We start from the raw sequence: 25,675 nt of genomic DNA on the forward strand, positions 1-25,675 counted from the left end.
GTGCTTTATAACTTCCAAGCATGTTATAAAGACTCTATAGATATAGATAAGGCTACCACTATTAAGCAGGTTGATTGGAGCGGAGGGCAGTCGACTCCTCGAAAATAAAGGGCAATTTTCTTCGTGCGATGTAATGCTGCCGTAGCCTTCCTTGTCCTGCGGGAAGATAGGCCTAGATGAGACCCCGCAGTGCGGTAGCACGAGGAGGCTCATCAGCCGCCCTAAGGTGCGCGACTGCCCGGAGCGGAAATCAACAAGGCACTACATTTATCTTTAATTAAAGTAATCCACAGTCTATACATTATCGGAACAATAATATTCTAGAAAACGTCTTTTATCATTAAATCACTGCTTCCGCTTTTCTCATCGCTCCGCTTTGCATTTGGTACATTTGGTAATAGAGACCTTTTTCTGCGATTAATGATTCGTGATTTCCTTGTTCTATCATTGTACCATGATTTAACACAAATATTTTATCTGCCTTTTGAATCGTGGATAATCGATGGGCGATAACTAAGGTGGTTCTTCCTTGTTTTAGTACTTCCAATGCTTTTTGTATCACACTTTCTGTCTCGGTATCAATATTCGCCGTAGCTTCATCTAAAATTAAAATCGCAGGATCAAAGGCCAAGGCACGTGCAAATGAAATTAATTGTCTTTCTCCTAACGAAAAAGTAGAACCACTTTCTGTAACAACTTCATCATAAGCGTTAGGTAGCTTTTCAATAAAACGGTCGGCACCAACTGCTTTCAGTGCCTTGATTGCCTGATCTCTTGTGATTTCAGGATCATTCATGGTTACGTTGGAGAGTATTGTTCCAGAGAACACAAAAGGATCTTGTAAGACAATCCCCATATGTCCTCTAACTTGCTGTCTGGACCAGGCTTTCGTGGAATTGCCATCAATGGTAATATCTCCTTTTTGCGGATCATAAAAACGAAAGAGTACATTCATAATGGAACTTTTTCCTGATCCGGTATGACCTACGAAAGCTGCGGTCTCTCCTGGTTTCACTTCAAACGAGATATCTTTTAATACATATTTGTCATCATTATATGCGAAAGAAACATGATCAAAGATAATATGACCTTGGTATCTATCCACCTTCGTATCAATAACATCTTCTCCATCCAAATCTAATACCTCAAACACTCGACTGCCAGCTACTCTTGCTTGTTCCAGCAAAGGAAGCTGGTTCACAATATCTGTGACCGGTTCATATAGTCTTGTAATATAATCAACAAATGCATACAGCATTCCAATTGAAATAACTGCTTCTAAGTCTAATGATCTGGAACCAAAATACCAGATAAATCCGACAAACGTTAAATTACGAAAAACGGTAACCAGATTATAAGATGATAATGCATTTAACTTTACTAGCTTCTTTTGATACGTAAAGTGACGTTCATTTAGCGCTTCAAATTCTTCCTTCGTCTGTTTTTCACGATTAAACGCCTGTATGACGGACATTCCTTGTATCGCTTCATTTATATTTCCATTTATTTCACTATTTGTAGTACGTACCACTTTATTATATTTCGTTCCAAAATACTTGTATGCCTTCATCCAAACAAATAGCAATGGAATAATTAAAAGACAAATGGCTGCTAGTTTTACATCTAAAATAAACAACGCAATAAGAATTCCTACTAAATAAACGGCACTAGTTATAATGATAGACAATACCCGTTCATATAAATCGCGAATGGCCTCGGTATCATTTGTAATTCGTGCCACAATTGTTCCTGCTGGTTGATCGATAAAGTAATTTATTGGAATACGTTGGGTGTGTAAGAACAAATCATTACGCATTTTTTTCACAATTTGATTAGCTGCTTTCTGTAAATAAAAGGTCTTAAAGAATTGAAAGAAACCAGCAATCACAATTAGCAACATATATAAACCTAATAACAGTAGAATTGGTCTTTGTTCTGGTTGGAAGAATGGGTATACTTCAGATAATTCTAATGCCTTAGCTGTATATGACGAGGTTTCTTTAGATGTAGTAATCTGAATAGTATCCTCTTCTTGCGTACGTTTCCCCTCTAATGGTACTTTTTCTTCAACCATATAATAGGTCGTTCCAATTTGTAGCAAAGTAACAGGATTACCAAATGTTTGATCCTCTTCTGTCATTCGATCTACTCTTTTATAAAAGGAATCTTCGAATGGAACTGTGTGTCTACCACTCTCTTCTTTTACTTCTTGCCAGTAGCCTTCAACCCCTAAAATATGGTCATCAATTACAGTTTTTGCGATGAGTGGACCTGCTAATTCCAAAACAACCGCAATGACTAAACAGACTAATCCAATTAAGATACCTTTTTTATAATGCAATGCATATTGATATAGTCTTTTTTCTGTAGATGGTTTCATTAGCTAGCCACCTCCCTATTTGCTAATTGCTGGTCTTTATACTGCTGCTCATACCAGCCATTATTTTTCATTAGTTGTTCGTGTGTTCCCTCTTCCACAACCTTTCCATCTTCCAAGACAATAATGTGATCTGCGTGTGTAACGGCTGATAGTCTGTGTGCAGCTATAAAAGTAGTTTTATTTTTTCTTTCTTCCCTTAGATGTTGGATGATTTTTGCCTCCGTTTTTCCATCTACTGCTGACAATGAATCATCCAATATCAAAATTTCCGGATTTTTGATAAATGCTCTAGCTAATGCCACACGCTGTTTTTGACCACCTGACAATGTAATCCCAGTTTCTCCTACTTCCGTATCCAAACCTTTTGGCAGCTGTTTCATATCGTCTAGAAAATAGGCCAATTCCATTACCCGGTATATTTCTTCATCCGTTGCGTCAGATTTTCCAAACTGAATATTCTCTCGTATGGTTTTTGAAAACATAATCTGGTCTTGTGGTACATATCCAATCCAAGAGCGTAATGTTTCCAAAGCAATGTCCTCAATGTTTGTATCAGAAATCTTAATTTCCCCCTTGATTCCCGGATACTGCCGAAGTAAGAGCTTAAATAAAGTTGTCTTTCCTGCTCCAGTTCTTCCTACTACACCAATTGTTTGCCCTTTTTCTACGTTTAATGATAGATGACTTAAGCAATTAGTTTCCGTATTTGGATAGGCGAAAGATACATCCTCAAGTTTAATAGAACGAACGTCCTTTACTTCTTTTGGAACAATTGGATTTTGCACATCAGAAGCATAGTCCAACGTTTCATTTACACGATCTAAAGAGGCATTCCCACGCTGCATCACATTGATTAATTCTCCAACTGCAAACATAGGCCAGATAAGCATTCCTAAATAAACATTAAACGTTACCAAATCTCCCAACGTCATTTTATTATCAAAAACTAAAAATGCACCATTTCCTATTCCTATGGCATAGGAAAGCCCAACAAGTATTTTCATCGTTGGCTCAAACAAAGCATCAATCTTAGCTACTTCCATATTCTTCAAGTACACATTATTAGTCATATTGCTAAACCGTTTGGCATCCTGTCGTTCCTGCACAAAAGCACGAATAACTCGTACGCCACGAATGGACTCTAGTACTTCATTATTCATTTCACCGAATGCCTTCTGTGCTTCTGTAAATCTGCGATGAATAGATGCCCCGTACTTATTCATCACATAGGCCATAATTGGCAATGGAATTAATGCAGCAAATGTCAGCTCCCAACTAATAGTGAATCCCATCATGGCAATAATCATTAGCATAAAAATACTGGAATCAACCAATGTTAAAATACCGAATCCAGCAGTTAAACTGATTGCTTTTAAATCATTCGTTGAACGGGCCATTAAATCTCCTGTCCGATATTTACCAAAAAAAGTCGGCGTCATTTTTAAAAAATGAGACATTAACTTACTGCGCATCCATTTTTCTAATATAGCCGCCCCTCCAAACAGGATATAATCCCAGATAAATGAAATTACATAGTGAGTAATAGCTAATAAAATATAAGCTATCACCACGATGGTTAATAATTTTGCCGTTAATGTATTAAATTGAATGTGATCAATGGTATATCCAACTAGTTTAGGCGGTATTAACCCGACCGCACTTGCTAAACATAGAGTAATAACCGCGAATAGATACCTTTTCCAATAATGCTTAAAAAACCAACCTAACTTTGTAAAAACTGAAAACATGTTTTATCACCTTCTGCTCTCTCACAAACTTATATCCTGTTTCCCTTCGAATTTTGACAATAAAAAAACACACGCCACCTGTGACGTATGCAATAAGTTATAGAATAAAAAAAGATAAAAATTATCCCATAAACATGACAAAAGGCCACAGACATATGTGTGACCTTCTGCTAACATATATAAAATTCATCATAGTTAGCCTTAGATTAGAGTTAAAATTCGAAGGTCACTGCTTTTATTTAATTCCTGTTTGAAACTTACTCTTACATTTCTCATCAAAGTGACCTCCTTCCGTTCAATTTAATATCCTTAGTAATTATATTATTTTTAAAAAATTAAGTCAACTACTTTTGGAAACATTTGACTTATGATTTTTTTCATTAGAAAATAAGTAATATATCTTGAAACCTGCTTATAAAGAAAAGCAATAACTATAACATAATCTACACATATGAAATGGAGATGATAGGATGCATTTAGATGAGATGCTCGAGTATAACCAACAATTCGTTGAAAATAAAAAATACGAAGAGTACAAAACAGATACTTACCCGAATAAACGAATGGTTATATTTACTTGTATGGAATCCCGCTTAATTGAGTTGTTACAACGTGCTTTGAATATTGAAAATGGCGATGTGAAGATGGTTAAAAATGCTGGTGCCATCATCCGAAAACCTTTTGATAGTATTATGAAAAGTATTTTGGTTGCTATATATAAATTAAAAGCAGAAGAAGTCGTGGTCATCGGACATCATGATTGCGGAATGTCACGAGTTGATATCGATGCACTTACAGACAGCATGACAGAGAGAGGGATCGAAACAGAAACAATTAATACGTTAAAGAATGCTGGAATTGATTTTCATGATGAATTTCATGGTTTTAATACCGTGGAAGAATCCGTGGCACAGAGTGTAGATATTATTCGAAATCACCCACTGCTTCCAGACGGCATTAAGGTTCATGGTTTAGTAATTGATCCAGGAACTGGAAAAGTAGATGTTGTGACAAGGGAAGATTAATATCACACAATGTTAATACAAAACTACCACATAAAATTTGTGGTAGTTTTTTTCATAATTTCCTGCTTTTATCCTCATACTAAAGCAATAAACCTATTACTTTGTGGAGGATTAATTGATGAAAAGATATCGAACCACCAAAAAAGATAATATCTTCCCATTAAAAATAGAGGAGCTAGAAAAAAAACTAAATGAAGAATTTGATCAGAACCCTGATCTTAGTGTTACTACATATGAAAATAAGAATAAAAAAGCGCTTATCTTTTATATCACTTACCAGGTAGAAGGAGAAAAAGTAGAAAATTATTTGCTGGAGACACTTCTAAAAAAAGACTTCGAATGGAATAACTCCACTATTCTTAATGAGATTCCACTAAGTTCTGGCAAAACAATTGATAAATTTAGCGACATTGGTAAAGGTCTTTTAATCGGCAACCTATATGTTTATATTGAGAATGAAAATTCAGCAATAGAATATTCCTTATCCAATAAGGAAAACAGGTCGTTACAGCAATCGGAAACAGAATCTGTTGTACTAGGTCCCAAAATAGGGTTTACGGAGTCGATGGTAACCAATTTAAATATTATTCGCTGGACAATTCGGAGCGAAGATTTAGTTTTAGAAAAGTTTATTATTGGTGAAAGAGAACCACGTGAAGTACGGCTAATATATATAAAATCTCTTGCTAACGAAGCCGATATTAACACCTTTAGACAAAGGCTTCAGGAATTAGAAATTGACGTTATTGATGATAGTTCCGTTTTGTTGCAATATATAGAAGATTCCTCCCTAACTATCTTCCCACAATTTTTTACAACCGAATTACCAGATCGGTTTAGCTATGATATTAATAGGGGAAGAATCGGGGTAATAGTAGAAAACAGTCCGACAGCTATAGTGGCTCCGACAACATTTTTTAGCTTTTTTCAATCAACAGAAGACTTATACATGCGATGGAATATTGGCAGTTTTCTGCGGAGTTTACGATTTTTATCATTTTTTCTTTCAACTATACTTACCCCACTGTATGTGGCTGCAGTAACTTTCCATTATGAAATTATTCCAACGCCTTTATTAGTTAATCTTGGAGAATCAAGAGCCGCAGTGCCGTTCCCCCCAATTCTTGAAGCACTCATTCTCGAATTAATGATTGAATTATTACGGGAATCAGGTGCCAGACTACCAACCAAAATCGGACAAACAATAGGTATTGTTGGTGGGGTGGTTGTTGGAACTGCTGCAGTACAAGCTGGGATAACCAGTAATGTATTAATTATATTTGTTGCCTTAAGTGCTTTGGCTTCTTTTACAGCACCAAACTATTTAATGGGAACTACTGCAAGAATCATTCGATTTCCTATGATAATACTCGGTGGATTACTGGGACTAGTTGGACTTGTATTTGGGATAAGTTTTCTCATCATCCACCTACTGAGATTAACATCTTTAGGAAGACCTTACCTTTCCCCACTCTATCCACTTGTGTGGGAAGACTTTAATAAAGCTTTTTTTCGTTTGCCGCCACAGTTTCATAATATGCGCTTTAAGTCTTACCGTCCAAAAGATATATTCCGATTCAATAAAGGTAAATCCAAAATAAAAAAGGACATAGATGAGTAGGTGTAAGTATGGATATTAATGTAAAAGTAAAAGAAAATCTACAAATACGCCCCTTTTATCTGTTTTTTATTATAACCTCCATTCAAATCGGAATAGGAATCTTGGGTTTCCCAAAGATTGTCTATCAAGAGGCTTTACAAGATTCTTGGATTTCCATTTTATTTACATTTTTTTATATTGTTGCAGTTGTTATCGTCATGTTCATGATTCTTAACCAATATAAAAACGCTGATATATATGGTATTCAAGTAGATATTTTTGGAAAATGGATTGGAAAAATACTAGGTACCATTTATATCCTTTACTTTGGAATTACCCTTTTTTCCATACTCATTACTTATATGGAAGTAGTTAGAATCTCCATTTTCCCCAGTATTAGTAATCTCGCATTAGGAGGACTTTTACTGTGCTTGGTTGTTTATAGTGTTTTAGGGGGGATACGTGTCGTTGTAGGTGTTTGTACACTTTTCTTTCTTGGTACACAATGGCTGTTTCTTCTATTAATTCAGCCTGCAATGGAGGTTGATTTTACACACTTACAACCGATGTTTGTCACCCCTTTCCCTGATTTATTAGAAGGGGCTAAAGTAAGTTCATATACGTTTATGGGGTTCGAATTACTGCTAGTTATCTATCCATTTATAAAAAATAAAAAAAAGGCTAAACTTCCTACCTTTTTAGCAGTTAGCTGGTCCACTATTACCATATTATTACTTACGATGCTTGTCATTGGTTATTTTAGTCACAATCAAATTTTAAGACGAGAGTGGGCACTACTGGGTTTATTTAAAATACAAAATTTTACATTTATTGAACGATTCGACTATGTTGTTGTCACGGAATGGATGTTGGTTATTATCACAAATATGATTTTACTCATGTGGGCAATGACCTATGGAATGAAACGGCTATATAATATTTCACAAAAAACGACTTTATATCTCATCTCCATTATTCTATTAATTGCCTGCATTTTTGTTGACGAACATTTTCAGATTCAAAAAGTTATTGATACATCCTCTCAGATTGGACTTTGGATTGTTTATGTTTATCCATTTTTTCTGTTACCAATTGTTTTATTTAAAAAAAGAAAGCAAAGAAAAAAGGAGAAAAAACATGCAAAGTAAATTTATTAGGTTACTGCTAGTCCCTTTAATCCTATTGTCTGGATGCGTACCTAACCAAGTTATTGAAGAATTAGCTGTAATCAGTGCACGTGGCATAGACTTTACGGATGATGGAAAATTAGAAAAAACAATGAACATCATTCGCTTTGATCCTCAATCTGACGAAATATATACAACCATCTCAGGGGTTAGCGATACACTAAAAGGGGCTCGAAAAAATGCCAGTTTCACCACAGCTTATGAATTAGTGGAAGGGCAGATGAATCTTGAAATTTTTGGGAAAGAAGTAGCTCAAAAAGGCATTGCCTCATACATCAATACTTCTGTACGCGATGCCTTAGCATCTGAGACCATGAAAGTTATGGTAAGTGCAACCACTGCAAAAGCCATATTTAACAGCGATTCTCCAGAATCACAATCTCTTGGTAATTATTTTGATGTACTAATCGATAAGCAAGTATCAGAAGGAAGTCTCGTTCCTTCCTCCATACATGACTTTACTCGTAGTACGGAAACGATTGGCCAAGATGGAGTAATGCCACTTGCAGGTTTAGAAAATAATACACCCACCATTATGGGGCTTGCATTATTTGATAAATACCAATACGTTTCAGATATCTCCCTAGAACAGGGATTATTACTAAACCTAATCCTAAATAACCTAAGAGAAACACCTATGGAAATACATTTGCCGCGCTCTCCCTTTGAAAAATATATAATTAAAGATAACACCCTTAATAAGGATGACGATGAGAAAGATGAGCTCTCTATCCAAGTAATAGTTATAGACGGTAAGAGCAAAACAGATGTGACAGATATGAAAGAAACCTCATTTAAAACAAACGTAAAGATGGAAATCGAACTCATAGAAACATCAGAACTACTGCGCATTAAAGATAAAAAAGCAGCAAGCATCCTAGAAAAAGAGGTGGAAAAAAAGATTAAAAAGCAATATGAGAATTTATTAAAACAGGTGCAGGAAGTAAATGTTGACCCATTTGGATATGGTAAACTATACCGCGCAAACAAAAAAGATGGAAAAATGAAGGAAGAAGAATGGAGAAAAAAATTCCCTGAGATAAAAGTTAACTTTAATGTCAATGTTAGACTGAGTAATTATGGATCAGTCCAATAATGTCAGGAATTCGTTATCTTTAAGACAATTGCAGGGAAAAAAATAATACACAGGAGAGTTACGTTCTCTTGTGTATTATTTGACGGTGGAAGATATCCTAAATACTTACTTCCTTGATTATTTCAACCACACGATCCCGTGCTTTTTCACTTTTAAATTCCATCATGTTATCTATCATTACTGGTGCCTGTTCTTTTAAACGTTGAAGTTCGTTAACTAAAGTCATTTGAGTTAAATCCTCTTCTTCTAGTACTCGTGCATAATTCTTGCTTTTAAAAGAGTTTGCGTTAATGATTTGGTCTCCCCTGCTTGCTTGTTTGGATAGTGGGATGAGGAGCATTGGTATTCGCAGCGCCAAGAATTCAAATATCGCATTAGAACCTGCACGCGATAACACATAATCCGTTGCTGCAAAGATATCCTGTAACTCTTCATTTACATATTCAAATTGAACATAGCCCTTTTCATTAACATCTGGATCCACTTTGTCTTTTCCACAAATATGAATAATCTGAAACGCAGATAATAATTCTTGAAGACTGGACCGGACTGTTTCATTAATTTTTTGTGAGCCACCACTGCCACCCATAATTAATAGGACTGGTTTTTCCTTCGTTAATCCGGCAAATGCAAGCCCCTTCTCTCTGCTTCCCTGAAAAAGCTCTTCACGAATAACAGCACCTACATATTCAGCTTTATTTTTAGGAAGGTATTCTAGCGTTTCTGGAAACGTAGCAATAACTTTTTTGGCAAATGGAATGGATAATTTATTAGCTAGACCCGGTGTAAAATCAGATTCATGAATGACTGCTGGAACACCACGAAGTTTAGCAGCTGCAACTACTGGTACAGAAACGAATCCCCCTTTTGAAAAAATGACAGAGGGTTGGCACTTGGCAATAATGGTATAAGCTTGCATGATCCCCTTTAATACTTTAAAAGGATCTTTCAAATTTTCCATAGACATGTATCGACGCAATTTCCCTGTTGATATTGGATGGTAGGTGACTCCATCCAACTGTCCAATTAAATCACGCTCAATTCCGTTATAAGATCCAATATAGTCTACTTCCCAACCTTTATCCTGGTATACAGGAATCAGGGCCAGATTAACGATAACATGGCCTGCAGTTCCCCCACCTGTAAATAATATTCTTTTCGTATTCATTTATGTACGTCCTTTCTTTCCCAAAACCTTTTTTCGAGTTATAATGAATCTTATGCTTAAGATCACTTACCTCTCTCTATCCTATAAAAATATATAAAAAAAAGGAAGAGTTTATTTATGTACGAAACAGACTCATTACAAGAAAAATTAAAATTATTTGCCATTATCTTATTTCCCATTCTTATTACGCAAGTAGGTATCTATTTAATGAATTTCTTTGATACCGTGATGTCTGGTCGGGCTGGTGCGTCTGATTTAGCAGGTGTTGCTATAGGTTCTAGTCTTTGGGTTCCCGTCTTAACTGCAATGAATGGAATACTTTTGGCAATTACTCCTATTATAGCGCAACTTACAGGTGCAAAGGCAAATCATCTAATTTCAAAGAAAATGCAGCAGAGTATTTATTTGTCCATCATTCTTGGTTTCGTAATCATCATCATCGGTGGATTGGTCCTTAATCCTGTTCTTCATCTAATGGATTTAGAATCAGAAGTTCAGCATATCGCCAAATATTATCTTATTACGTTAGCTATCGGGATTATTCCTTTATTTGTGTATAATACACTGCGGAACTTTATGGATGCACTAGGACAGACACGTATTTCTATGATGATTATACTTATCTCACTACCAATCAATATCTTTTTCAACTATATTTTTATTTTTGGAAAACTTGGTCTACCAGCATTTGGCGGGATTGGTGCAGGTATTGCAACAGGGTTAACCTATTGGGTAGTTTGTATTATTACCATAGGTGTGACACTTAAAATGACTCCTTTTCGTCACTATCACCTATTTTCAAATTGGAGAATTCCACAAGTCCATAATTGGTGGGAACAATTGAAAATTGGCATGCCCATCGGATTTGCTATGTTTTTTGAAACCAGCGTCTTTTCAGCAGTAACTATTTTAATGAGTGTGTATAGTACGTACACTATTGCGGCGCATCAGGCGGCAATGAATTTTGCATCATTATTATACATGATTCCTCTCAGTGTGGGGATGGCATTAACCATACCGATTGGATTTGAAGTAGGTGCTAAACGTTATAAAGAAGCTCGAACCTATGCTTATATTGGTATAAGTAGTTCCATCTTCATTGCTTTACTCAATGGCTTTATTTTGTATATTTTAAGAGAGCCCGTGTCTGCATTGTATAATTCCAATCCAGCAGTCATTGAATTAACGACACAATTTATCATCTATTCGATCTTTTATCAACTTGCCGATGCTTTTGGAGCACCAATCCAAGGCGCTTTACGTGGTTATAAAGATGTAAACATGACGTTGATAATTGCTTTGGTTTCATACTGGCTCATCGGTTTACCAACAGGCTGGATTTTAGCAAATTATACACCACTAGAACCATTTGGTTATTGGGTGGGAATTACAGTTGGTTTAAGTAGTGGAGCTATTGCCTTGATTTGGAGATTATTGGTCCTTCAAAAAAAATATCGAATGCTGGGTAGTGAGTAATGGCATTTTCAATACATCACCAGTTAGTTTCGAGGCTGGGACATAACAAAGTGTTTTAACCAAAAAACGAACAATGTACTACTTAGCGAAGTATATTTCCGAAGCGGTATTAATGCACCAAATATGTTCGGGTTTCGCTTTGAGAATACTTTTGCCCCAGCCTCGTTTTCTTTATCTCCATATTGCATGTTTATCTTATAAATAAACCTGCAAATGTTGCAGATAAAATTGAGGCCAAGATAGCATTTAATAACAGCTTCATTCCAAAACCAGAGACTACGGAAGCTTTTTCATTGTCAATTCCCTTTACTGCTCCCGCAATGATACCAATAGAAGAGAAGTTGGCAAAACTGGTTAGAAACACCGTTACAATACCTACCGTTTTCTCTGACATTTGGTCCATTAACGGTTGGAATTCCAGCATAGCAACAAATTCATTTGTCACTATCTTCGTTCCCATCACAGCTCCGGCTTCAATAACTTCATTCATAGGAATACCCATTAAAATAGCAATTGGTGCAAGTATATATCCTAAGATCTGTTGTAACGTTAAACCTGAAAAAATTAATTGAACTAAAAAGTTGACTAATTCCAATGCAGCTATAAAGGCAATTAGCATCGCTGCAACAATCAAAGCAATTTTTCCACCTTCCAGTGCTCCATTACCCATCGCTTCAAAAACACTTTTATCTTCCGTCACATCTTTAATATCCACTTGATCCTCTTCCTTAGGTACTTTGACTGGCGTCATGATTGAAGCAACAATAAGTGCACTAAACATGTTTAATGGTAAAGCTACCAAAATGTATTCTGGTGGAAGCATCAAAATATATGCGCCAACAATAGATGCCGAAACCGAACTCATAGCAGAAGCACACACAATAAATAAGCGGTTGTTATCAATATAATGGAACTGTGATCTCACCGCTATAATTGCTTCTGATTGACCAAAAAAGATGCTATTCACTGCATTAAATGATTCAATTCTAGGCAATCCAGTAACCCACGATATCATACCACCAATATATTTAATAATGGTTGGCAGAATCCGCAAATAAGTAAGGACGGAAAGTAAGGTAGCGAAAAAGATAATTAAAAGTAATACATTAAAGAAAAATACTCCTCCACCATCTTCTTCAATGACAAAACCACCCAACACAAAGTTAATACCTTCCGTTGCAAATTCGATTAATTTATTAAACATCGCTGATATAGCAGTAATAATTGCCGCACCAATTCCTGTTTCGAACATAAACCAAGTAATAAATACTTGAAACAATAGCATTATACCAATGCCTCTATAATTAATCAGTTTCCTATTATTAGACATCAAATATGCAATCCCTAATACGACGATGATAGCTAAAATTCCTAGTAGTATATCCACAGATAGTCCTCCCTATTGCTTGTTAGTCTATATCATTCCATGTTTAGTATTTTTAGTTATACCCTATAAACTGCTTTATTAAAATAAAATATTGCTAAACAACAAAAAGACTGTCATATCGAGAGATTAATCTCCCATTGACAGTCTTTTTCGTATAACACGTTCTATTCAACATTTACTGCATAGGGAAGTAGATCATTTGTATCAGGAAGATAAAGCCAAATACGTAAATAACCCAATGAACCTCTTTCCCTTTTCCACTAACTAATTTTAATAATGGATAAGTAATAAATCCAATTGCTATTCCAGTTGCAATACTGGAAGTAAATGGCATAGCTAAAATCACAGCAAATGCAGGAAACGCTTCTTCAAATTCCGTCCAATCTACTTTAGACAACCCAACCATCATAAAACTTCCAACAATAATTAATACTGGTGATGTGATGGCTGGAATTCCTGCAATCACTTGTATGATAGGAGTAAAGAAAATAGATATCATAAAAAGAATGGCAACAACAATTGAAGTTAAACCAGTCCTTCCTCCTGCAGCTACTCCAGAGGAAGACTCTATATATGCAGTAGATGGGCTTGTCCCAAACATAGACCCTACCGTTGTAGCAGTAGCATCAGAGAATAAAGCTTCTTTAGAACGAGGCATCTTCCCGTCCTTCATAAAACCAGCCTGTTCAGCAACACCTATCATCGTACCCGTCGTATCAAATAAGGTTACTAATAAGAAGGCAAAAACAACTGTATAAAGACCATGAGTAAATACACCAGTAATATCTAAATCAAAAAATACTGGTACAGGCGGGGTGGATATTACACCATCAAAATGTAATTGCCCAGTGAAAAAGGCAATAATACCAGTAGCGAGCATACCGAAAAATAAGGCTCCTTGTACTTTTAACACATATAAAATCAATGTTATAAACAAGCCCACTATTGTGAGAAGAATCATTGGATCTGTCAAATCACCCAAACCAACAATATTCGCCTCGTTTGGTACAACAATTCCCGCGTTTCTTAATCCAACAAAAGCTATAAATAAACCAATACCAGAAGTTATCCCATATTTTAAAGAATTTGGAATAGCAAAGATTAGTGTCTCACGTAACTTGGTGAATGTTATCAGAATAAAAATAATACCTGCTAAAAAAACTGCTCCAAATACTACTTGGTAAGATAAACCCTGAGTCGCTACAACACTGGCAAAATAGGCATTCAGTCCCATACCAGGTGCAATTGCAATCGGATAATTGGCAAATAATCCCATCAACAATGAACCAACTACTGCTGCAATAACGGTCGCCATAAACACTTGGTCGAACGGTACACCAGCACTCGACAGTATTGCTGGATTTACCACCACAATATAGGCCATCGTAAGAAACGTAGTAATACCAGCAGTAAACTCCGTTCGGATATTTGTATTATGCTGTTTCAGTTTAAAGAATCTTTCCATTACAAACACCTTACTTTCCGAATAATTAAATCAACGTTACCTATAATATTCGTTTTTAGGGAAATTTGCAATAGGTTGTATTAAATTTGTATTCTTTTTTAGGATTTGCTTTTGGATTTATCTGCAGGCTGGTTGGTTTTATCAACCGACTTGAGCCTTCTATCAACCGACTCGAGCCTTCTATCAACCGACTCGAGCCCGCTATCAACCGACTCGAGCCCTCTATCAACCGACTTGAGCTCCCTATCAACCGACTCGCGCTCCCTATCAACCGACCCGCGCTTCCTATCAACCGACTTGAGATCCCTATCAACCGACTCGTGCTCCCTATCAACCGACCAGTGCTCCCTATCAACCGACCCGCGCTCCCTATCAACCGACCCGCGCTCCCTATCAACCGACTCGAGCTCCCTATCAACCGACTCGAGCTCCCTATCAACCGACTTGAGATCCCTATCAACCGACTCGCGCTTCCTATCAACCGACTTGAGTTCCATATCAACCGCCTCAACCTAACTCTAAACTCTCACTCTTATCCCCCCATAAAAACAATAAAAAAACCTCGCCTTTGACTTCACAGCCAAAAACGAGGTTCTTTATTAAAAGAATTATCCTTCTAATAATAATGTTTCAGGGTCTTCTAGCATTTCTTTGATGCGTACTAAGAAACTAACTGCTTCTTTACCGTCAACTATACGGTGGTCATACGATACAGCTAAGTACATCATAGGACGTACTTCTATAGAATCATCTGGCATGACTACTGCGCGTTTAACAATATTGTGCATACCTAGGATACCAACTTGTGGTGCATTTAGGATAGGTGTAGACATCATAGATCCGAACGTTCCACCGTTTGTGATGGTAAATGATCCGCCTTGTAAATCACTTAAAGCTAGTTTATTATCACGAGCTTTTGTACCTAATTCAGCAATTTCTTTTTCAATTCCAGCAAAGGTTAAGCGATCTGCATCACGGACAACTGGTACTACTAATCCATCATCGGTTGATACAGCAATACCAATATCATAGAATTTCTTCACGACTAATTCATTACCTTGAATTTCAGCATTTAATAGTGGAAATTCTTTTAATGCCCCAACTACAGCTTTTGTAAAGAAGGACATAAATCCTAGTTTTACTCCATGTTTTTGTAAGAATTTATCTTTACGTTGTTTACGTAATTCCATAACTGCTGACATATCCACTTCATTAAACGTGGTTAACATAGCAGATTCCTGTTGCACAGCTACTAAGTTTTTAGCAATTGTTTGACGACGGCGAGTCATTTTTACGCGTTCAACCGGTTTGTCAAATTCTTGTTTTACTGGAGCTGGTGCTTCTTTTTTTGCAGGTTTCTCTTGCTTAGGTGCAGATGCTGCTTGTGCAGCTGCTTCCACATCATCGGGACGAACACGACCAAGTGGATCACGTGGACTAACAGCACTTAAATCAATATTTAATTCACGTGCACGCTTTCTTGCTGCAGGTGTTGCAATAACATCAGCTGAAGATTCTTCTGGTGCAGCTGGTTCTGCATTTGCTTCTGGTGCTGGTGCCTCTTTTGTCTCTTCTTTCTTTGGTGCTTCTTCCTGTGCAGGTGCTTCAGCTGCAGCTCCTGCAGTACCATTTTCATCTATTTTACCGATGATATCTCCAACAGAAACATCATCGCCTTCTTCTTGAAGAACTTCGACAAGAACTCCTGAAAAATCAGAGTTCACTTCAACGTTAACTTTATCTGTCTCTAATTCTACTAGTGGATCTCCTTTTTCAACCTTATCCCCTTTTTTAACGAGCCATTCTGCGATAGTACCTTCTGTGATGGATTCTGCGAGTTCTGGAATTTTAATTTCTTGCACTGGAATTTCCTCCTGTCTTTAGTTAATTGCCTGTTGTACGATTTGATTTTGTTCATATTTATGCACATTTGGTAAACCTACTGCAGGTGCGGAACGATCTGGACGGCCTATATATCTTAATGTTTGACCTTCTTTTAACAGTTCCCTTAAATAATCATCTACAAAGTCCCATGCACCCATATTTTTCGGCTCTTCTTGAACCCAAACAATTTCTTCTAAGTTTGGAAGTTCATCAAATATATTTGCTAATTCCTTTTTAGGGAATGGGTAAATTTGTTCAAGTCGCAATACACGTAACCAATCGAAATTTTCTTCCATATTATCCATTTCTTCTTCAATATCAATCATGATTTTTCCGGTTCCAATGAGAAGACGTTTGGCCTTTTTACTTGCCTCTAAGTTCGGTTGATTTCTTAACGTCTTGAACTTAACATCTGTAAATTCTTCTGCAGATGAGGCCATTCTTGGATTTCGGATCATACTGCTTTTCGGCGTCATCACAATAAGTGGTCTAGCAATATCCTTACCGTTTAGTTTTGCTTGTCGGCGCATTAAATGGAAGAATTGTGCTGATGATGTCGGATAAGCAACAATCCAATTATTTTCCGCAGCCATTTGTAAAAATCTCTCTAGTCTTGCACTGGAATGTTCCGGTCCTTGCCCTTCATATCCATGTGGGAGCAACATAACCAAGTTTGATTTATCTCCCCATTTTGCACGAGCAGATGAAATAAATTGATCAAACATCACTTGAGCTACGTTGGCAAAGTCACCAAACTGCGCTTCCCAAATCACTAATGTTTCTGGTGATTTAATACTGTATCCATATTCAAAACCTATGACACCTACTTCAGAAAGCGGACTGTTTCGAATATCGAAGGATGCTTTTGCATCTTCTAAACCATGCAGTGGGCAATATGTTTCACCGGTTTCCACATCGCTTAGAACCATATGACGGTGAGCAAATGTACCACGCTCCGTGTCCTGACCCGTAATACGAATTGGAATACCCTCTTTTAGAATCGATGCATAAGCTAAAGCTTCACCAGTTCCCCAGTCTGCTTTATTCCCTTCCTCTAGCGCATTTTCACGGCGTTTAAGAATTCTTTCTGTCTTTTTAAATCCTTTAAATTCTTCAGGTCTTTTTAATAAATCCTTATTAATCTCTTTTAATGTATCTATATCTAAGCCTGTTTCAAACTTATTCAGACCATTTCTTAAAATACTTGGCATAAATGGTGGTTCGGAATCAATCGAATCATTTTCAATCATGCCGTTATAAATATCACGAAATTCCTGCTCAACCTCTTCTGTGATCTTCTTAAGTTCTCCTTCTTCAATGTAGCCATTTTTCTCGAGAGAAGAAGCAAATACATTTGTTACGGAAGGATGTTCATCAATTTCTTTATATAATTTAGGCTGAGTTGTTCTCGGTTCATCCATTTCATTATGTCCATACCTACGATAACCAACCAAATCTATCAAAAAGTCTTTATTAAACTTTTTGCGGTATTCATATGCAATTTTCACTGCTGAAATACAAGAAATAGGATCATCTGCGTTCACACGAATAATTGGTATTTCAAAACCTTTTGCTAAATCACTGGCATACCTTGTGGAACGGCCGTCTTCACGGTCGGTCGTATAACCTAGTAAATTATTAGCGATAATATGAACGGTTCCCCCAGTATTATATCCTGGTAAGCCACTTAGGTTTAACGTTTCAGCAACCACACCTTCTCCAATGAAGGCAGCATCACCATGAATAAGCACACTGAAGGCTTTATTCACATCACGTTTTGGAAATCCTTTTTCATCACGATTATCTTGGGCAGCCCTTGCAAATCCTTCGACAATTGGATTTACAAATTCTAAGTGAGATGGATTATGAGCTAACGTAACTCTTGTTGTTGTATCACCATCTTTCACTTCTTTTTGTGCCCCAAAGTGATATTTCACATCTCCAGTCCAACCGTAATTAATTCCTCTGGAACCTGCAGAAGGAACCAATTCCTTGTCAGGTGAATGATGAAACTCGGAGAAAATTTTATCATACGGTTTACCTAAGACTTCTGCCAATACAGCTAAACGACCTCTATGTGCCATGCCCATTAGAATATCTTCCACTTTATCGTTAATTCCAAATTTGACGAGTTCATCAAGCATTGGAACCATAACTTCTAAACCTTGTATGGAGAATCTTTTTTGCCCTACAAACGTCTTATGCAAGAATAATTCAAAACCTTCTACATGGGCTAGACTTTCAAGTAATTCTTTTCTTTCATCTTTCGTTAATTCTAATCTAGCATTACCAGATTCAATTAGTTCAAATAACCATTTTCTTTCATCATCATTGTTTACATGATCGTATTCAAAAGTAATAGTACCTGTGTAATATTTTTTTAATGTTTTATAAACATCTAATCCGTTTTCAACATCGCTTGGTGCCTTATCCCAAAGCCATGTTGCTGGTAAACTCATTAAATCTTCATCTGTTAATCCATAAGTCTTCGGATCGATTTCAGTTGCCTTAGGATCTTTATGCTTTCCAACTGGATAAATATCGGCTTCTAGATGACCGTAACGACGAATAGCCTCAACAAGTTGTAATGCTGAGGTAAGCTTTTTCACATCGAAATTCGAAGGCACTTCAGGTGTCGTTAAATTTGCATCATTTCCTTTTTGCTGATATAGCCATGCAGGAGAGCCATACTTATCGAAAATCTCTTTAATTGTTGGTTCAACAGATTCAGGATCCTGTTTGTATAATTCATACTGTTGTTCTATATACCCCATATTAGGGCCATAAAACTGTTCCCAAAAATTTCTAGTAGATTCTTCCAATCCTACTACCACGGTGATTACCCCCAAAATACTTTTACCGTTAATGTAAACGGTTAATGTTTTTAATACTGCCCTCACCAATTAATATACCTTATTTTATTGGAGTGTACAATAATTCTACCTTGATATTTTAAAGATATTTTAAAGAAAATGAATTATCGTAATTATCATCTTTCTCCATTAAAAAGACAGAATTTTCAACTATCATATTCGAATATATTTTTAGTTAACATTGAAACCGTTTTGATTTATACTATAATATAACAAATGTTTATTTTATTCTTTACAAAGGAGGATGTACATATGAAATTAGCATTACTGTTTGGGGTAATTATCACGTTTCTTGTCTCCATCTTCACTTCAGGTTACGAAGCAAAACCAGGAGTACCAAAAGACAATCAATAAAAATCAATAGTTAATAATAAAAACTCGTCTAATGATAGACGAGTTTTTTACTTAAGTTAACTTCGGAAAATTTTGTTGTCTCAGTGCTTCGTAAAGGATTATAGCGGCCGTATTTGATAAATTTAAAGAACGCACTTTATCATTCATATGAATTCGCAAGCAGCGATCTTCTTTCCCAATAAGGAGCTCTTTAGGAATACCATTTGTTTCTCTTCCAAACACAAAGAATATATCCTTATCTGTCTCACTATAGTCATAATCTGTATAATGTTTAGTTCCAAAGTTTTCAATATAATAAAATTCACCATCCGGAAATTTATCATATAACTCTTGAATGGAATCATATTCATGAACATCCACATTTTTCCAATAATCAAGTCCTGCACGACGAAGCATCTTATCATCTGTAGAAAAACCAAGCGGCCGAATTAAATGGAGTGTTGTATCTGTTGCTAAGCAGGTCCTCCCGATGTTTCCGGTATTAGCTGGAATTTCTGGTTGAAATAGTACGACATGTAAACTCACTTTTTCATTCTCCTAACATTTAAGTAGGCCATAAATTAGACAGCCTTTCATACAAAAATTATTATAACACTTCTATTCTCCAATTCGGAAAAATTTATACTGTATGTTTGGTGTATATGCAGTTGAATCTTCATAGGACCAATAACGATGTCTGCTATTATCGGTGTGTGCATTTACTAATGGCATACCTTGGGCATCTTTGCTTACTACAATGGTGTTATGATCCCATCTACCATCACCTTGGAAATCATAACATATAATGTCTCCTGGTAATAAGTCTTCCGGATTTTCTATTTCCTTCCCTCTTAACCCCTGTGTAGAGCCACTTAAATACCAACGCAGAGAATGGGCAACAGCCCAGCTGAAACTCCAGCTATCCCCGGAATACCACCAGCCGCGCTCACGAACTGGAGCTCCACGCATGGGTGCACCACCTGCACGCAAACATTGCGAAACATAATTTGTACAGTCTACATCAAATACTCGATAATCTGGATTATAGCTATTCCACCAGCGCTCCGCATATTGAACCGCCGCACGTCTATCATAGGAAAATCTCTCATTATCCCTTTTACCTATCTCATCGATTTGAATGGTGGGGACGTCTTCCGTTATATAATCTTGTACTATTTCTCTATGGTCCTTCACTTCTCCATTCACGAATCTAAACTGATAAGGTACAACAAGCTCTTCTTGATGAAATTTTTTTCCTTGTTTTACTAAAAAAGAGGTATGGAATAGATAGTGATACTGCATTTCATCTTCATAAGATATTTTTCGAAATACTTCCCCAGTTCCTGTTATTTTAACCACTTTAGCATCTCGTTTTTCCCAAAGTGCTTTTTTTCTTGACCACCAGTTATCTGAATCATTACGCTCAGACTGAAAAAATTCAAGCCACATCTCTTTTATTTTTTCCATAAAAATCCCCTCCATGTAAAGTATATGGAGGGATAGCTTGGATAACTTCTATAAATTTGTATTACATCTTAACAAATGCCCTTTTCGTGAATCTTGTTGCTTTATCTATGTCAGGTTTGATAAAAAATGCGACATAGACAAAAAACATTGGTTAATGCCTAAAGCAGTAACAATAGAGCTGCTGTGACTAAATGCGGAATGGCAAATACTCCAGTTAGTGTCATTGTTTTTGTCCGCTTTTCCCTATGCTCTTTTGTTTCCGTATGATAGTTTGCTCTTATTTCCGGCCCACTTAGAAAAGCACCACTCAGTAACGCACTAATAAGAACAGTTATAATTCCTATACCTAGAAGAATATTCGCATATAAAACATAGTTATTCGTAATGAGTCCTGTGACTAAGATAATTAAAGAAATACCACAGCCAATTAAAAAAGACTTTTTCATCGTCCAACCACCTCTTCATCCATACTACGAGAAAAACTATCAGAAGGTTTCAATAAATCGCTTTTCATGCTGTAATAAATATTCTTTTTTATCTAAACCACCATTATAACCGACTAATTTTCCATTGGTCCCTATTATACGGTGACAAGGCACAACAATCGAAAACGGGTTTCTATTAACCGCACCGCCTACCGCTCGAATTGCCCGTGGATTACCAATATCAATAGCGATATCTTTATATGATTTTGTTTCCCCTAACGGAATTTTAATCAATGCATGCCAAACTTTCCTCTGAAATTCTGTACCGAAAAATTCCATATCTATGGTAAAGTCACGTTGTTTAGAATTGAAATAATCCTCTAACTCACGTGCTGCATCTGAAATAAGGTCTATATTTTTAATAAATGCCGGTTCTTCAAAATAACGACCTGCCCACAAACGTACTCGTTCTTCTATTTGATTTATGGAACCAAAATCTATCCGTATAACCTTCTCACCACTGCTTATGATTGTTAATGGACCGATTGGGGAATCTATTTCATCATAATAAAGGTTCGCCATTTTACTCATCCTTTTTTAGTTGGTAATCGTTAATGTTTCAAATTCGAGACCTTTTTCCATTTCAAAAAGAACTTGGTCATCCTTCTCCAACTCCATAGCTTCTCTAATTGCAGCAAATGCTTCTTCAGTTCCTATTTTACCAAGAGACCATGCTGCAGTTCCTCTGATAACTGGGCGAGGATCGTTTTTCATGACTTCAATCATCTCTGGAACTGCTGTTTCATCTTTATAATGCCCTAGAGCAATTAGTGCATTTCGTTGAATCGGTTTCTTTCCACGCCATGAACCGGAGAGTGGACCGAATTTTTCTTTAAACTCTCGATTGGAGATTCTCAGCATGGGAATTAATTTTGGTTTTGATACTTCAGGATCAGGTTCAAACTCCGGATGAATATGAAAATCTATTCCTTTATTTTTCGGACAAACTTGCTGACACGTATCACAACCATAAACTCGATTTCCTAATTTAAATCGATACTCATCTTCCAAGAAACCTTTTGTCTGAGTCAAAAATGCTATACAGTTCTGAGCATTCAATTGGCCCCCTTCAACTATGGCACCTGTTGGACAAGCATCCATGCATTTCCTGCAGTCTCCACAGCTATCTTCTACCGGACTGTCTGGTACAAATGGGATGTTCGTAATCATTTCTCCCAGATAAACAAAGGAACCAAACTCCGGAGTAATAATGGAGGTATTCTTACCGCTAAAACCAATACCAGCACGTTCTGCAACGGCACGATCAGATAACTCTCCAGTATCCACCATTACTTTATTGACAGCATCTGGTACTTTTTCTTGGATAAAGGCAGACAGTTTTTCTAGTCGTTCACGCAATACATCATGATAATCGAGCCCCCATGATGCTCTTGCAAACAATCCCCGCCGCTCTCCCTTCCTGCTTTTCGGGGCATTTTTCATACGTGAAGGGTAAGCAATTGCAATTGAAATGATAGACTGTGCTTCAGGCAGCAATCGTTGTGGTTCGGTGCGTTCTTCTATAGAACCTTTTTCAAATCCAGATTGATATTCTAGTTCTTGCTGACGTCTTAGACGTTCTTTTAGTTCACTGAACACATCTGCCGCAGCAAAACCAATCTTATCAATTCCTATTTCTTTTGCATATTCTCTAATTTCTTGTTGTAATTCTTCGGTGCGCATACTCGTTTCCTCCCTCCTATTTTTTGGTAACTTTTGCTGTTCGCATACGGTTCAGTACTGCTGCGATTTCATATTTTCTCGGTCTTGCAAGATCACCTGGATGCTGATCGTTAAATAAAGTAAATGATGCTAGTCCTTTTTGGTCAAATTGCTTATTGATATTTTCCAATAAATCTTTCAGAGACTCCCTACCAAGCCCTTTGTTGCGATCTAAGTGCTGAATAACCTCGGCAATCATTCTCGTTTGCGATGGGTCTACTAATTGTTCGGTATATTCAAAAGAAATATCTGTTCTTCCCATAATAATTTTATATAGCCCTTTTGCTTGTGTCTTGCTGCGTTTTCCCTTCACCGTTTGCAGAGAATTTTGCTGAAAATATCGATTCGTTATCGAACCAAAGTCTTCATCCATTTGCTCGTCACGTTCTAAGGGGTGACTTTTCATAATTGCTGAAGCTTTATTCGTTACGTTATACGGAACATATTCATCCATCATAATAACCGTATCCGCAACAGAAAAATAATCTCCAGAACCTCCCATTACCAGAATAGAAGACACTTGCAATTGATCACGCATCTGTTTTATTTTATCAATAAATGGGGTGATTGGTTCTTTATCCTTTTTCACAAGTTGCTGCATTCTGTAGTCACGAATCATGAAATTGGTTGCACTTGTATCTTCATCAATAAGCAGTGTAGATGCTCCAACCTCTAACGCTTCCATCACATTAGCTGCTTGTGAAGTACTACCACTGGCATTTTCTGTGGAGAAGAAAGAAGTTGTTTTTCCACGAGGCAAGTTAGTTATAAATGGCGATATATTTACGCCACTGATTTGGCGTCCATCTTCTGCACGAATTTTCACAGCATCTGGATCAGTCAGAACAAACTCCCTGCCATCTCCTTTTTTATGAGAATAGACACCTCGCTCAATAGCCTGCAGAAAAGTACTCTTTCCGTGGTAGCCTCCTCCAACAATTAAGGTTATCCCTTTTCTAATTGCCATTCCTTTTATAGGTTCCGATTGGTGAGGAATGGAAATCGATACTTCGTCTTCAGCAGGACTTTGAAAAGCAACAGCATTTTTCAACGGACGATTGCTTATCCCACTTTCTCTGGGTAATATCGATCCATTGGCAATAAAAGCAATCCAATGGTTATTTTTCATTTCCATTCTTATTGCCTCTTGCTGATCGGTAAGTTTCATAGCTTCAGATATTTCCTGATCCGATATAGAAAATACAGATTCTTTTATGATAGTTGGAATTGCTTTTGAAAATAGCTTCTCTGCTTCCCTTCCATTGATTCTTCTGCCATTTGCAGGAAGACCAACTGAAATACAAACGGTGATAGCTTCTCGATTTATTTGTACAGCACTGCGCTCAAGCACTTCTTGTCCCGGTGTATCGAATAGAATTTGCCCACTTTTTCCAGAACCTTTGATAAAGGTATGTTCTTTATAGATAGCTTTTCCAACTGCACGGGCAATCGCGTCTTCTACCGCTACTTTTCGTTGTTTCGTGTCAAACCACTCTGATCGTATCACTCGTTTTTCCTTTGGTATGACAACACGAATTTTGGATGGTGAAGCAAACGGATCACCTTGTACATAATCTATATATAAGATGTAATTATGAAAATGATATTGTCCTTGCAAGCTCTTATAAGCTTTATAGCCTTTATTATCTAATTGTTTTAATTGCTGAAATAATTTTTTCATCTGAAATCCCTCAATATAAAGTGGTTTAGTGTAAGCATAAATGGAGAGAGCATTGAATTCAAGTGAAGAAATACTTATATAGGTAGATTGTTATCAGGCAAAAAACCTGTAACAAATTAAAAACGCAACGCTTCGTAGCCAATTCTACGAAACACTGCGTTAAACACTTATGTATGGAGCGGGTGATGGGAATCGAACCCACGACATCAGCTTGGAAGGCTGAGGTTATACCATTTAACTACACCCGCATGACAATAAATATGATGTTGTTTTTTGCTAACAAAATTAATTATAACAACCATGCATAGACAGGTCAAGAGGAATTTCTACATTTTTTTCATTTTATTTAGCGCTTATTGTAGATTTTTGTTATTTAGGAGTTGTTAGAAACTCCTGATTTATTCAATTAAAAATAGTTCTTCACAATCGCTACGGAAATACACTCCGCTTTCCGCGGGGAGCTGGTGAGCCTCCTTCGTGCTGAAAAGCTTGTGCGCCTGCGTCTTCCAGTAATGCTTCGAAGCGGGCTTTCTCGGCGCAAGGGAACAAGGAAGAATATTCAAGTAGTTCCCTCACTACGCAGTCTCACCGATGCTCTTCTTCCCGCAGGACAAGGAACGCTTCGGCAGCGAAACATCGCACGCAGAAAAAAGTGGTCTTCTTTTTTCAAGGAGTCTCCGTGTATTTCCTTCGCTAAT

Annotated in this window: 18 protein-coding genes, 1 tRNA gene and 1 pseudogene; 5 read left to right on the forward strand and 15 right to left on the reverse strand. The window is 36.9% G+C overall.

Annotated elements, in window-relative coordinates; translation table 11 throughout:
• Positions 1 to 340 precede the first annotated feature (340 nt).
• Both D8M06_RS18610 and D8M06_RS18615 read right to left on the reverse strand, forming a co-directional pair.
• Entirely contained in the window at positions 341 to 2,380 is a 2,040-nt protein-coding gene (locus D8M06_RS18610; RefSeq protein WP_121206088.1) for an ABC transporter ATP-binding protein, read from the reverse strand.
• On the reverse strand, positions 2,380 to 4,128 hold the full coding sequence (locus D8M06_RS18615) for an ABC transporter ATP-binding protein (RefSeq protein WP_121206089.1): 1,749 nt from the start codon (positions 4,126 to 4,128) through the stop codon (positions 2,380 to 2,382). The genes D8M06_RS18610 and D8M06_RS18615 overlap by 1 nt, the downstream gene beginning before the upstream one ends.
• A gap of 470 nt (positions 4,129 to 4,598) precedes the next feature.
• Here D8M06_RS18615 and D8M06_RS18620 point away from each other — a divergent pair, with 470 nt between their 5' ends.
• From D8M06_RS18620 to D8M06_RS18635, 4 genes are all read left to right on the forward strand, one after another.
• Positions 4,599 to 5,153 carry a beta-class carbonic anhydrase gene (locus D8M06_RS18620; protein ID WP_121206090.1) on the forward strand — a complete coding sequence of 185 codons (555 nt, stop codon included), beginning with the start codon at positions 4,599 to 4,601 and terminating at the stop codon, positions 5,151 to 5,153.
• Between the two features lie 118 nt (positions 5,154 to 5,271).
• Positions 5,272 to 6,774: a spore germination protein gene (locus D8M06_RS18625; RefSeq protein WP_121206091.1), complete on the forward strand. Its 1,503-nt coding sequence runs from the start codon at positions 5,272 to 5,274 to the stop codon at positions 6,772 to 6,774.
• Positions 6,775 to 6,782: 8 nt separating this feature from the next.
• Positions 6,783 to 7,901 (forward strand): GerAB/ArcD/ProY family transporter, encoded by a 1,119-nt coding sequence (locus D8M06_RS18630; RefSeq protein WP_121206092.1) that lies wholly within the window; start codon positions 6,783 to 6,785, stop codon positions 7,899 to 7,901.
• The gene (locus tag D8M06_RS18635; RefSeq protein ID WP_158591830.1) at positions 7,891 to 9,036 is read left to right on the forward strand and encodes a Ger(x)C family spore germination protein; all 1,146 of its coding nucleotides are present in this window, start codon (positions 7,891 to 7,893) and stop codon (positions 9,034 to 9,036) included. Before D8M06_RS18630 ends, D8M06_RS18635 begins: the two co-directional genes overlap by 11 nt.
• Positions 9,037 to 9,133: 97 nt before the next feature.
• On the opposite strand, the gene D8M06_RS18640 is transcribed toward D8M06_RS18635, so the two are convergent.
• A complete protein-coding gene (locus D8M06_RS18640) occupies positions 9,134 to 10,204 on the reverse strand; it encodes an undecaprenyldiphospho-muramoylpentapeptide beta-N-acetylglucosaminyltransferase (protein WP_121206094.1) in 1,071 nt (356 codons plus the stop codon).
• Between the two features lie 117 nt (positions 10,205 to 10,321).
• Between D8M06_RS18640 and D8M06_RS18645 the strand changes: the two genes are divergently transcribed.
• Positions 10,322 to 11,680, forward strand: a complete 1,359-nt coding sequence (locus D8M06_RS18645) for an MATE family efflux transporter (RefSeq protein WP_121206095.1) — start codon at positions 10,322 to 10,324, stop codon at positions 11,678 to 11,680.
• 190 nt (positions 11,681 to 11,870) lie between these two features.
• Here the strand turns inward: D8M06_RS18645 and D8M06_RS18650 are convergent, their stop codons facing one another.
• The 12 genes and pseudogenes from D8M06_RS18650 to D8M06_RS18705 form a co-directional block, all read right to left on the reverse strand.
• Positions 11,871 to 13,067 (reverse strand): NupC/NupG family nucleoside CNT transporter, encoded by a 1,197-nt coding sequence (locus D8M06_RS18650; RefSeq protein ID WP_121206096.1) that lies wholly within the window; start codon positions 13,065 to 13,067, stop codon positions 11,871 to 11,873.
• A 175-nt stretch (positions 13,068 to 13,242) separates the two neighbouring features.
• Entirely contained in the window at positions 13,243 to 14,532 is a 1,290-nt protein-coding gene (locus tag D8M06_RS18655; protein ID WP_121206097.1) for an NCS2 family permease, read from the reverse strand.
• A 55-nt stretch (positions 14,533 to 14,587) separates the two neighbouring features.
• Complete coding sequence (locus D8M06_RS18660; protein ID WP_147404997.1) at positions 14,588 to 15,034, reverse strand: hypothetical protein; 447 nt, start codon at positions 15,032 to 15,034, stop codon at positions 14,588 to 14,590.
• 106 nt (positions 15,035 to 15,140) lie between these two features.
• A complete protein-coding gene (gene odhB, locus D8M06_RS18665; RefSeq protein ID WP_121206099.1) occupies positions 15,141 to 16,394 on the reverse strand; it encodes a 2-oxoglutarate dehydrogenase complex dihydrolipoyllysine-residue succinyltransferase in 1,254 nt (417 codons plus the stop codon).
• Positions 16,381 to 19,190, reverse strand: a pseudogene (locus D8M06_RS18670) (2-oxoglutarate dehydrogenase E1 component). The gene odhB and the pseudogene D8M06_RS18670 overlap by 14 nt, the downstream one beginning before the upstream one ends.
• Before the next feature lie 504 nt (positions 19,191 to 19,694).
• A complete protein-coding gene (gene trmL, locus D8M06_RS18675; RefSeq protein ID WP_121206100.1) occupies positions 19,695 to 20,168 on the reverse strand; it encodes a tRNA (uridine(34)/cytosine(34)/5-carboxymethylaminomethyluridine(34)-2'-O)-methyltransferase TrmL in 474 nt (157 codons plus the stop codon).
• Positions 20,169 to 20,240: 72 nt separating this feature from the next.
• The gene (locus D8M06_RS18680; RefSeq protein ID WP_121206101.1) at positions 20,241 to 21,089 is read right to left on the reverse strand and encodes an amidase domain-containing protein; all 849 of its coding nucleotides are present in this window, start codon (positions 21,087 to 21,089) and stop codon (positions 20,241 to 20,243) included.
• Positions 21,090 to 21,247: 158 nt separating this feature from the next.
• The gene (locus tag D8M06_RS18685) at positions 21,248 to 21,535 is read right to left on the reverse strand and encodes a DUF5316 domain-containing protein (RefSeq protein WP_121206102.1); all 288 of its coding nucleotides are present in this window, start codon (positions 21,533 to 21,535) and stop codon (positions 21,248 to 21,250) included.
• 39 nt (positions 21,536 to 21,574) lie between these two features.
• Positions 21,575 to 22,096 carry a methylated-DNA--[protein]-cysteine S-methyltransferase gene (locus tag D8M06_RS18690; protein WP_121206103.1) on the reverse strand — a complete coding sequence of 174 codons (522 nt, stop codon included), beginning with the start codon at positions 22,094 to 22,096 and terminating at the stop codon, positions 21,575 to 21,577.
• 15 nt (positions 22,097 to 22,111) lie between these two features.
• Complete coding sequence (gene queG / locus D8M06_RS18695) at positions 22,112 to 23,257, reverse strand: tRNA epoxyqueuosine(34) reductase QueG (protein ID WP_121206104.1); 1,146 nt, start codon at positions 23,255 to 23,257, stop codon at positions 22,112 to 22,114.
• 16 nt (positions 23,258 to 23,273) lie between these two features.
• Complete coding sequence (locus D8M06_RS18700; RefSeq protein ID WP_121206105.1) at positions 23,274 to 24,977, reverse strand: ABC-ATPase domain-containing protein; 1,704 nt, start codon at positions 24,975 to 24,977, stop codon at positions 23,274 to 23,276.
• Positions 24,978 to 25,151: 174 nt separating this feature from the next.
• A tRNA-Gly gene (locus tag D8M06_RS18705) sits at positions 25,152 to 25,225 on the reverse strand.
• Positions 25,226 to 25,675 lie beyond the last annotated feature (450 nt).

The sequence above is a fragment of the Oceanobacillus halophilus genome, from assembly GCF_003628505.1.
Lineage (GTDB): Bacteria > Bacillota > Bacilli > Bacillales > Amphibacillaceae > Oceanobacillus > Oceanobacillus halophilus.

What these genes read in the sequence shown, in the direction of transcription:
- D8M06_RS18610 (WP_121206088.1), bottom strand. Translation starts at nt 2,380, where the DNA reads ATGAAACCATCTACAGAAAAAAGACTATATCAATATGCATTGCATTAT.
- D8M06_RS18690 (WP_121206103.1), bottom strand. Translation starts at nt 22,096, where the DNA reads ATGGCGAACCTTTATTATGATGAAATAGATTCCCCAATCGGTCCATTA.
- D8M06_RS18685 (WP_121206102.1), bottom strand. Translation starts at nt 21,535, where the DNA reads ATGAAAAAGTCTTTTTTAATTGGCTGTGGTATTTCTTTAATTATCTTA.
- D8M06_RS18620 (WP_121206090.1), top strand. Translation starts at nt 4,599, where the DNA reads ATGCATTTAGATGAGATGCTCGAGTATAACCAACAATTCGTTGAAAAT.
- D8M06_RS18635 (WP_158591830.1), top strand. Translation starts at nt 7,891, where the DNA reads ATGCAAAGTAAATTTATTAGGTTACTGCTAGTCCCTTTAATCCTATTG.
- D8M06_RS18615 (WP_121206089.1), bottom strand. Translation starts at nt 4,128, where the DNA reads ATGTTTTCAGTTTTTACAAAGTTAGGTTGGTTTTTTAAGCATTATTGG.
- D8M06_RS18645 (WP_121206095.1), top strand. Translation starts at nt 10,322, where the DNA reads ATGTACGAAACAGACTCATTACAAGAAAAATTAAAATTATTTGCCATT.
- D8M06_RS18680 (WP_121206101.1), bottom strand. Translation starts at nt 21,089, where the DNA reads ATGGAAAAAATAAAAGAGATGTGGCTTGAATTTTTTCAGTCTGAGCGT.
- D8M06_RS18700 (WP_121206105.1), bottom strand. Translation starts at nt 24,977, where the DNA reads ATGAAAAAATTATTTCAGCAATTAAAACAATTAGATAATAAAGGCTAT.
- D8M06_RS18630 (WP_121206092.1), top strand. Translation starts at nt 6,783, where the DNA reads ATGGATATTAATGTAAAAGTAAAAGAAAATCTACAAATACGCCCCTTT.
- D8M06_RS18640 (WP_121206094.1), bottom strand. Translation starts at nt 10,204, where the DNA reads ATGAATACGAAAAGAATATTATTTACAGGTGGGGGAACTGCAGGCCAT.
- queG (WP_121206104.1), bottom strand. Translation starts at nt 23,257, where the DNA reads ATGCGCACCGAAGAATTACAACAAGAAATTAGAGAATATGCAAAAGAA.
- D8M06_RS18625 (WP_121206091.1), top strand. Translation starts at nt 5,272, where the DNA reads ATGAAAAGATATCGAACCACCAAAAAAGATAATATCTTCCCATTAAAA.
- D8M06_RS18655 (WP_121206097.1), bottom strand. Translation starts at nt 14,532, where the DNA reads ATGGAAAGATTCTTTAAACTGAAACAGCATAATACAAATATCCGAACG.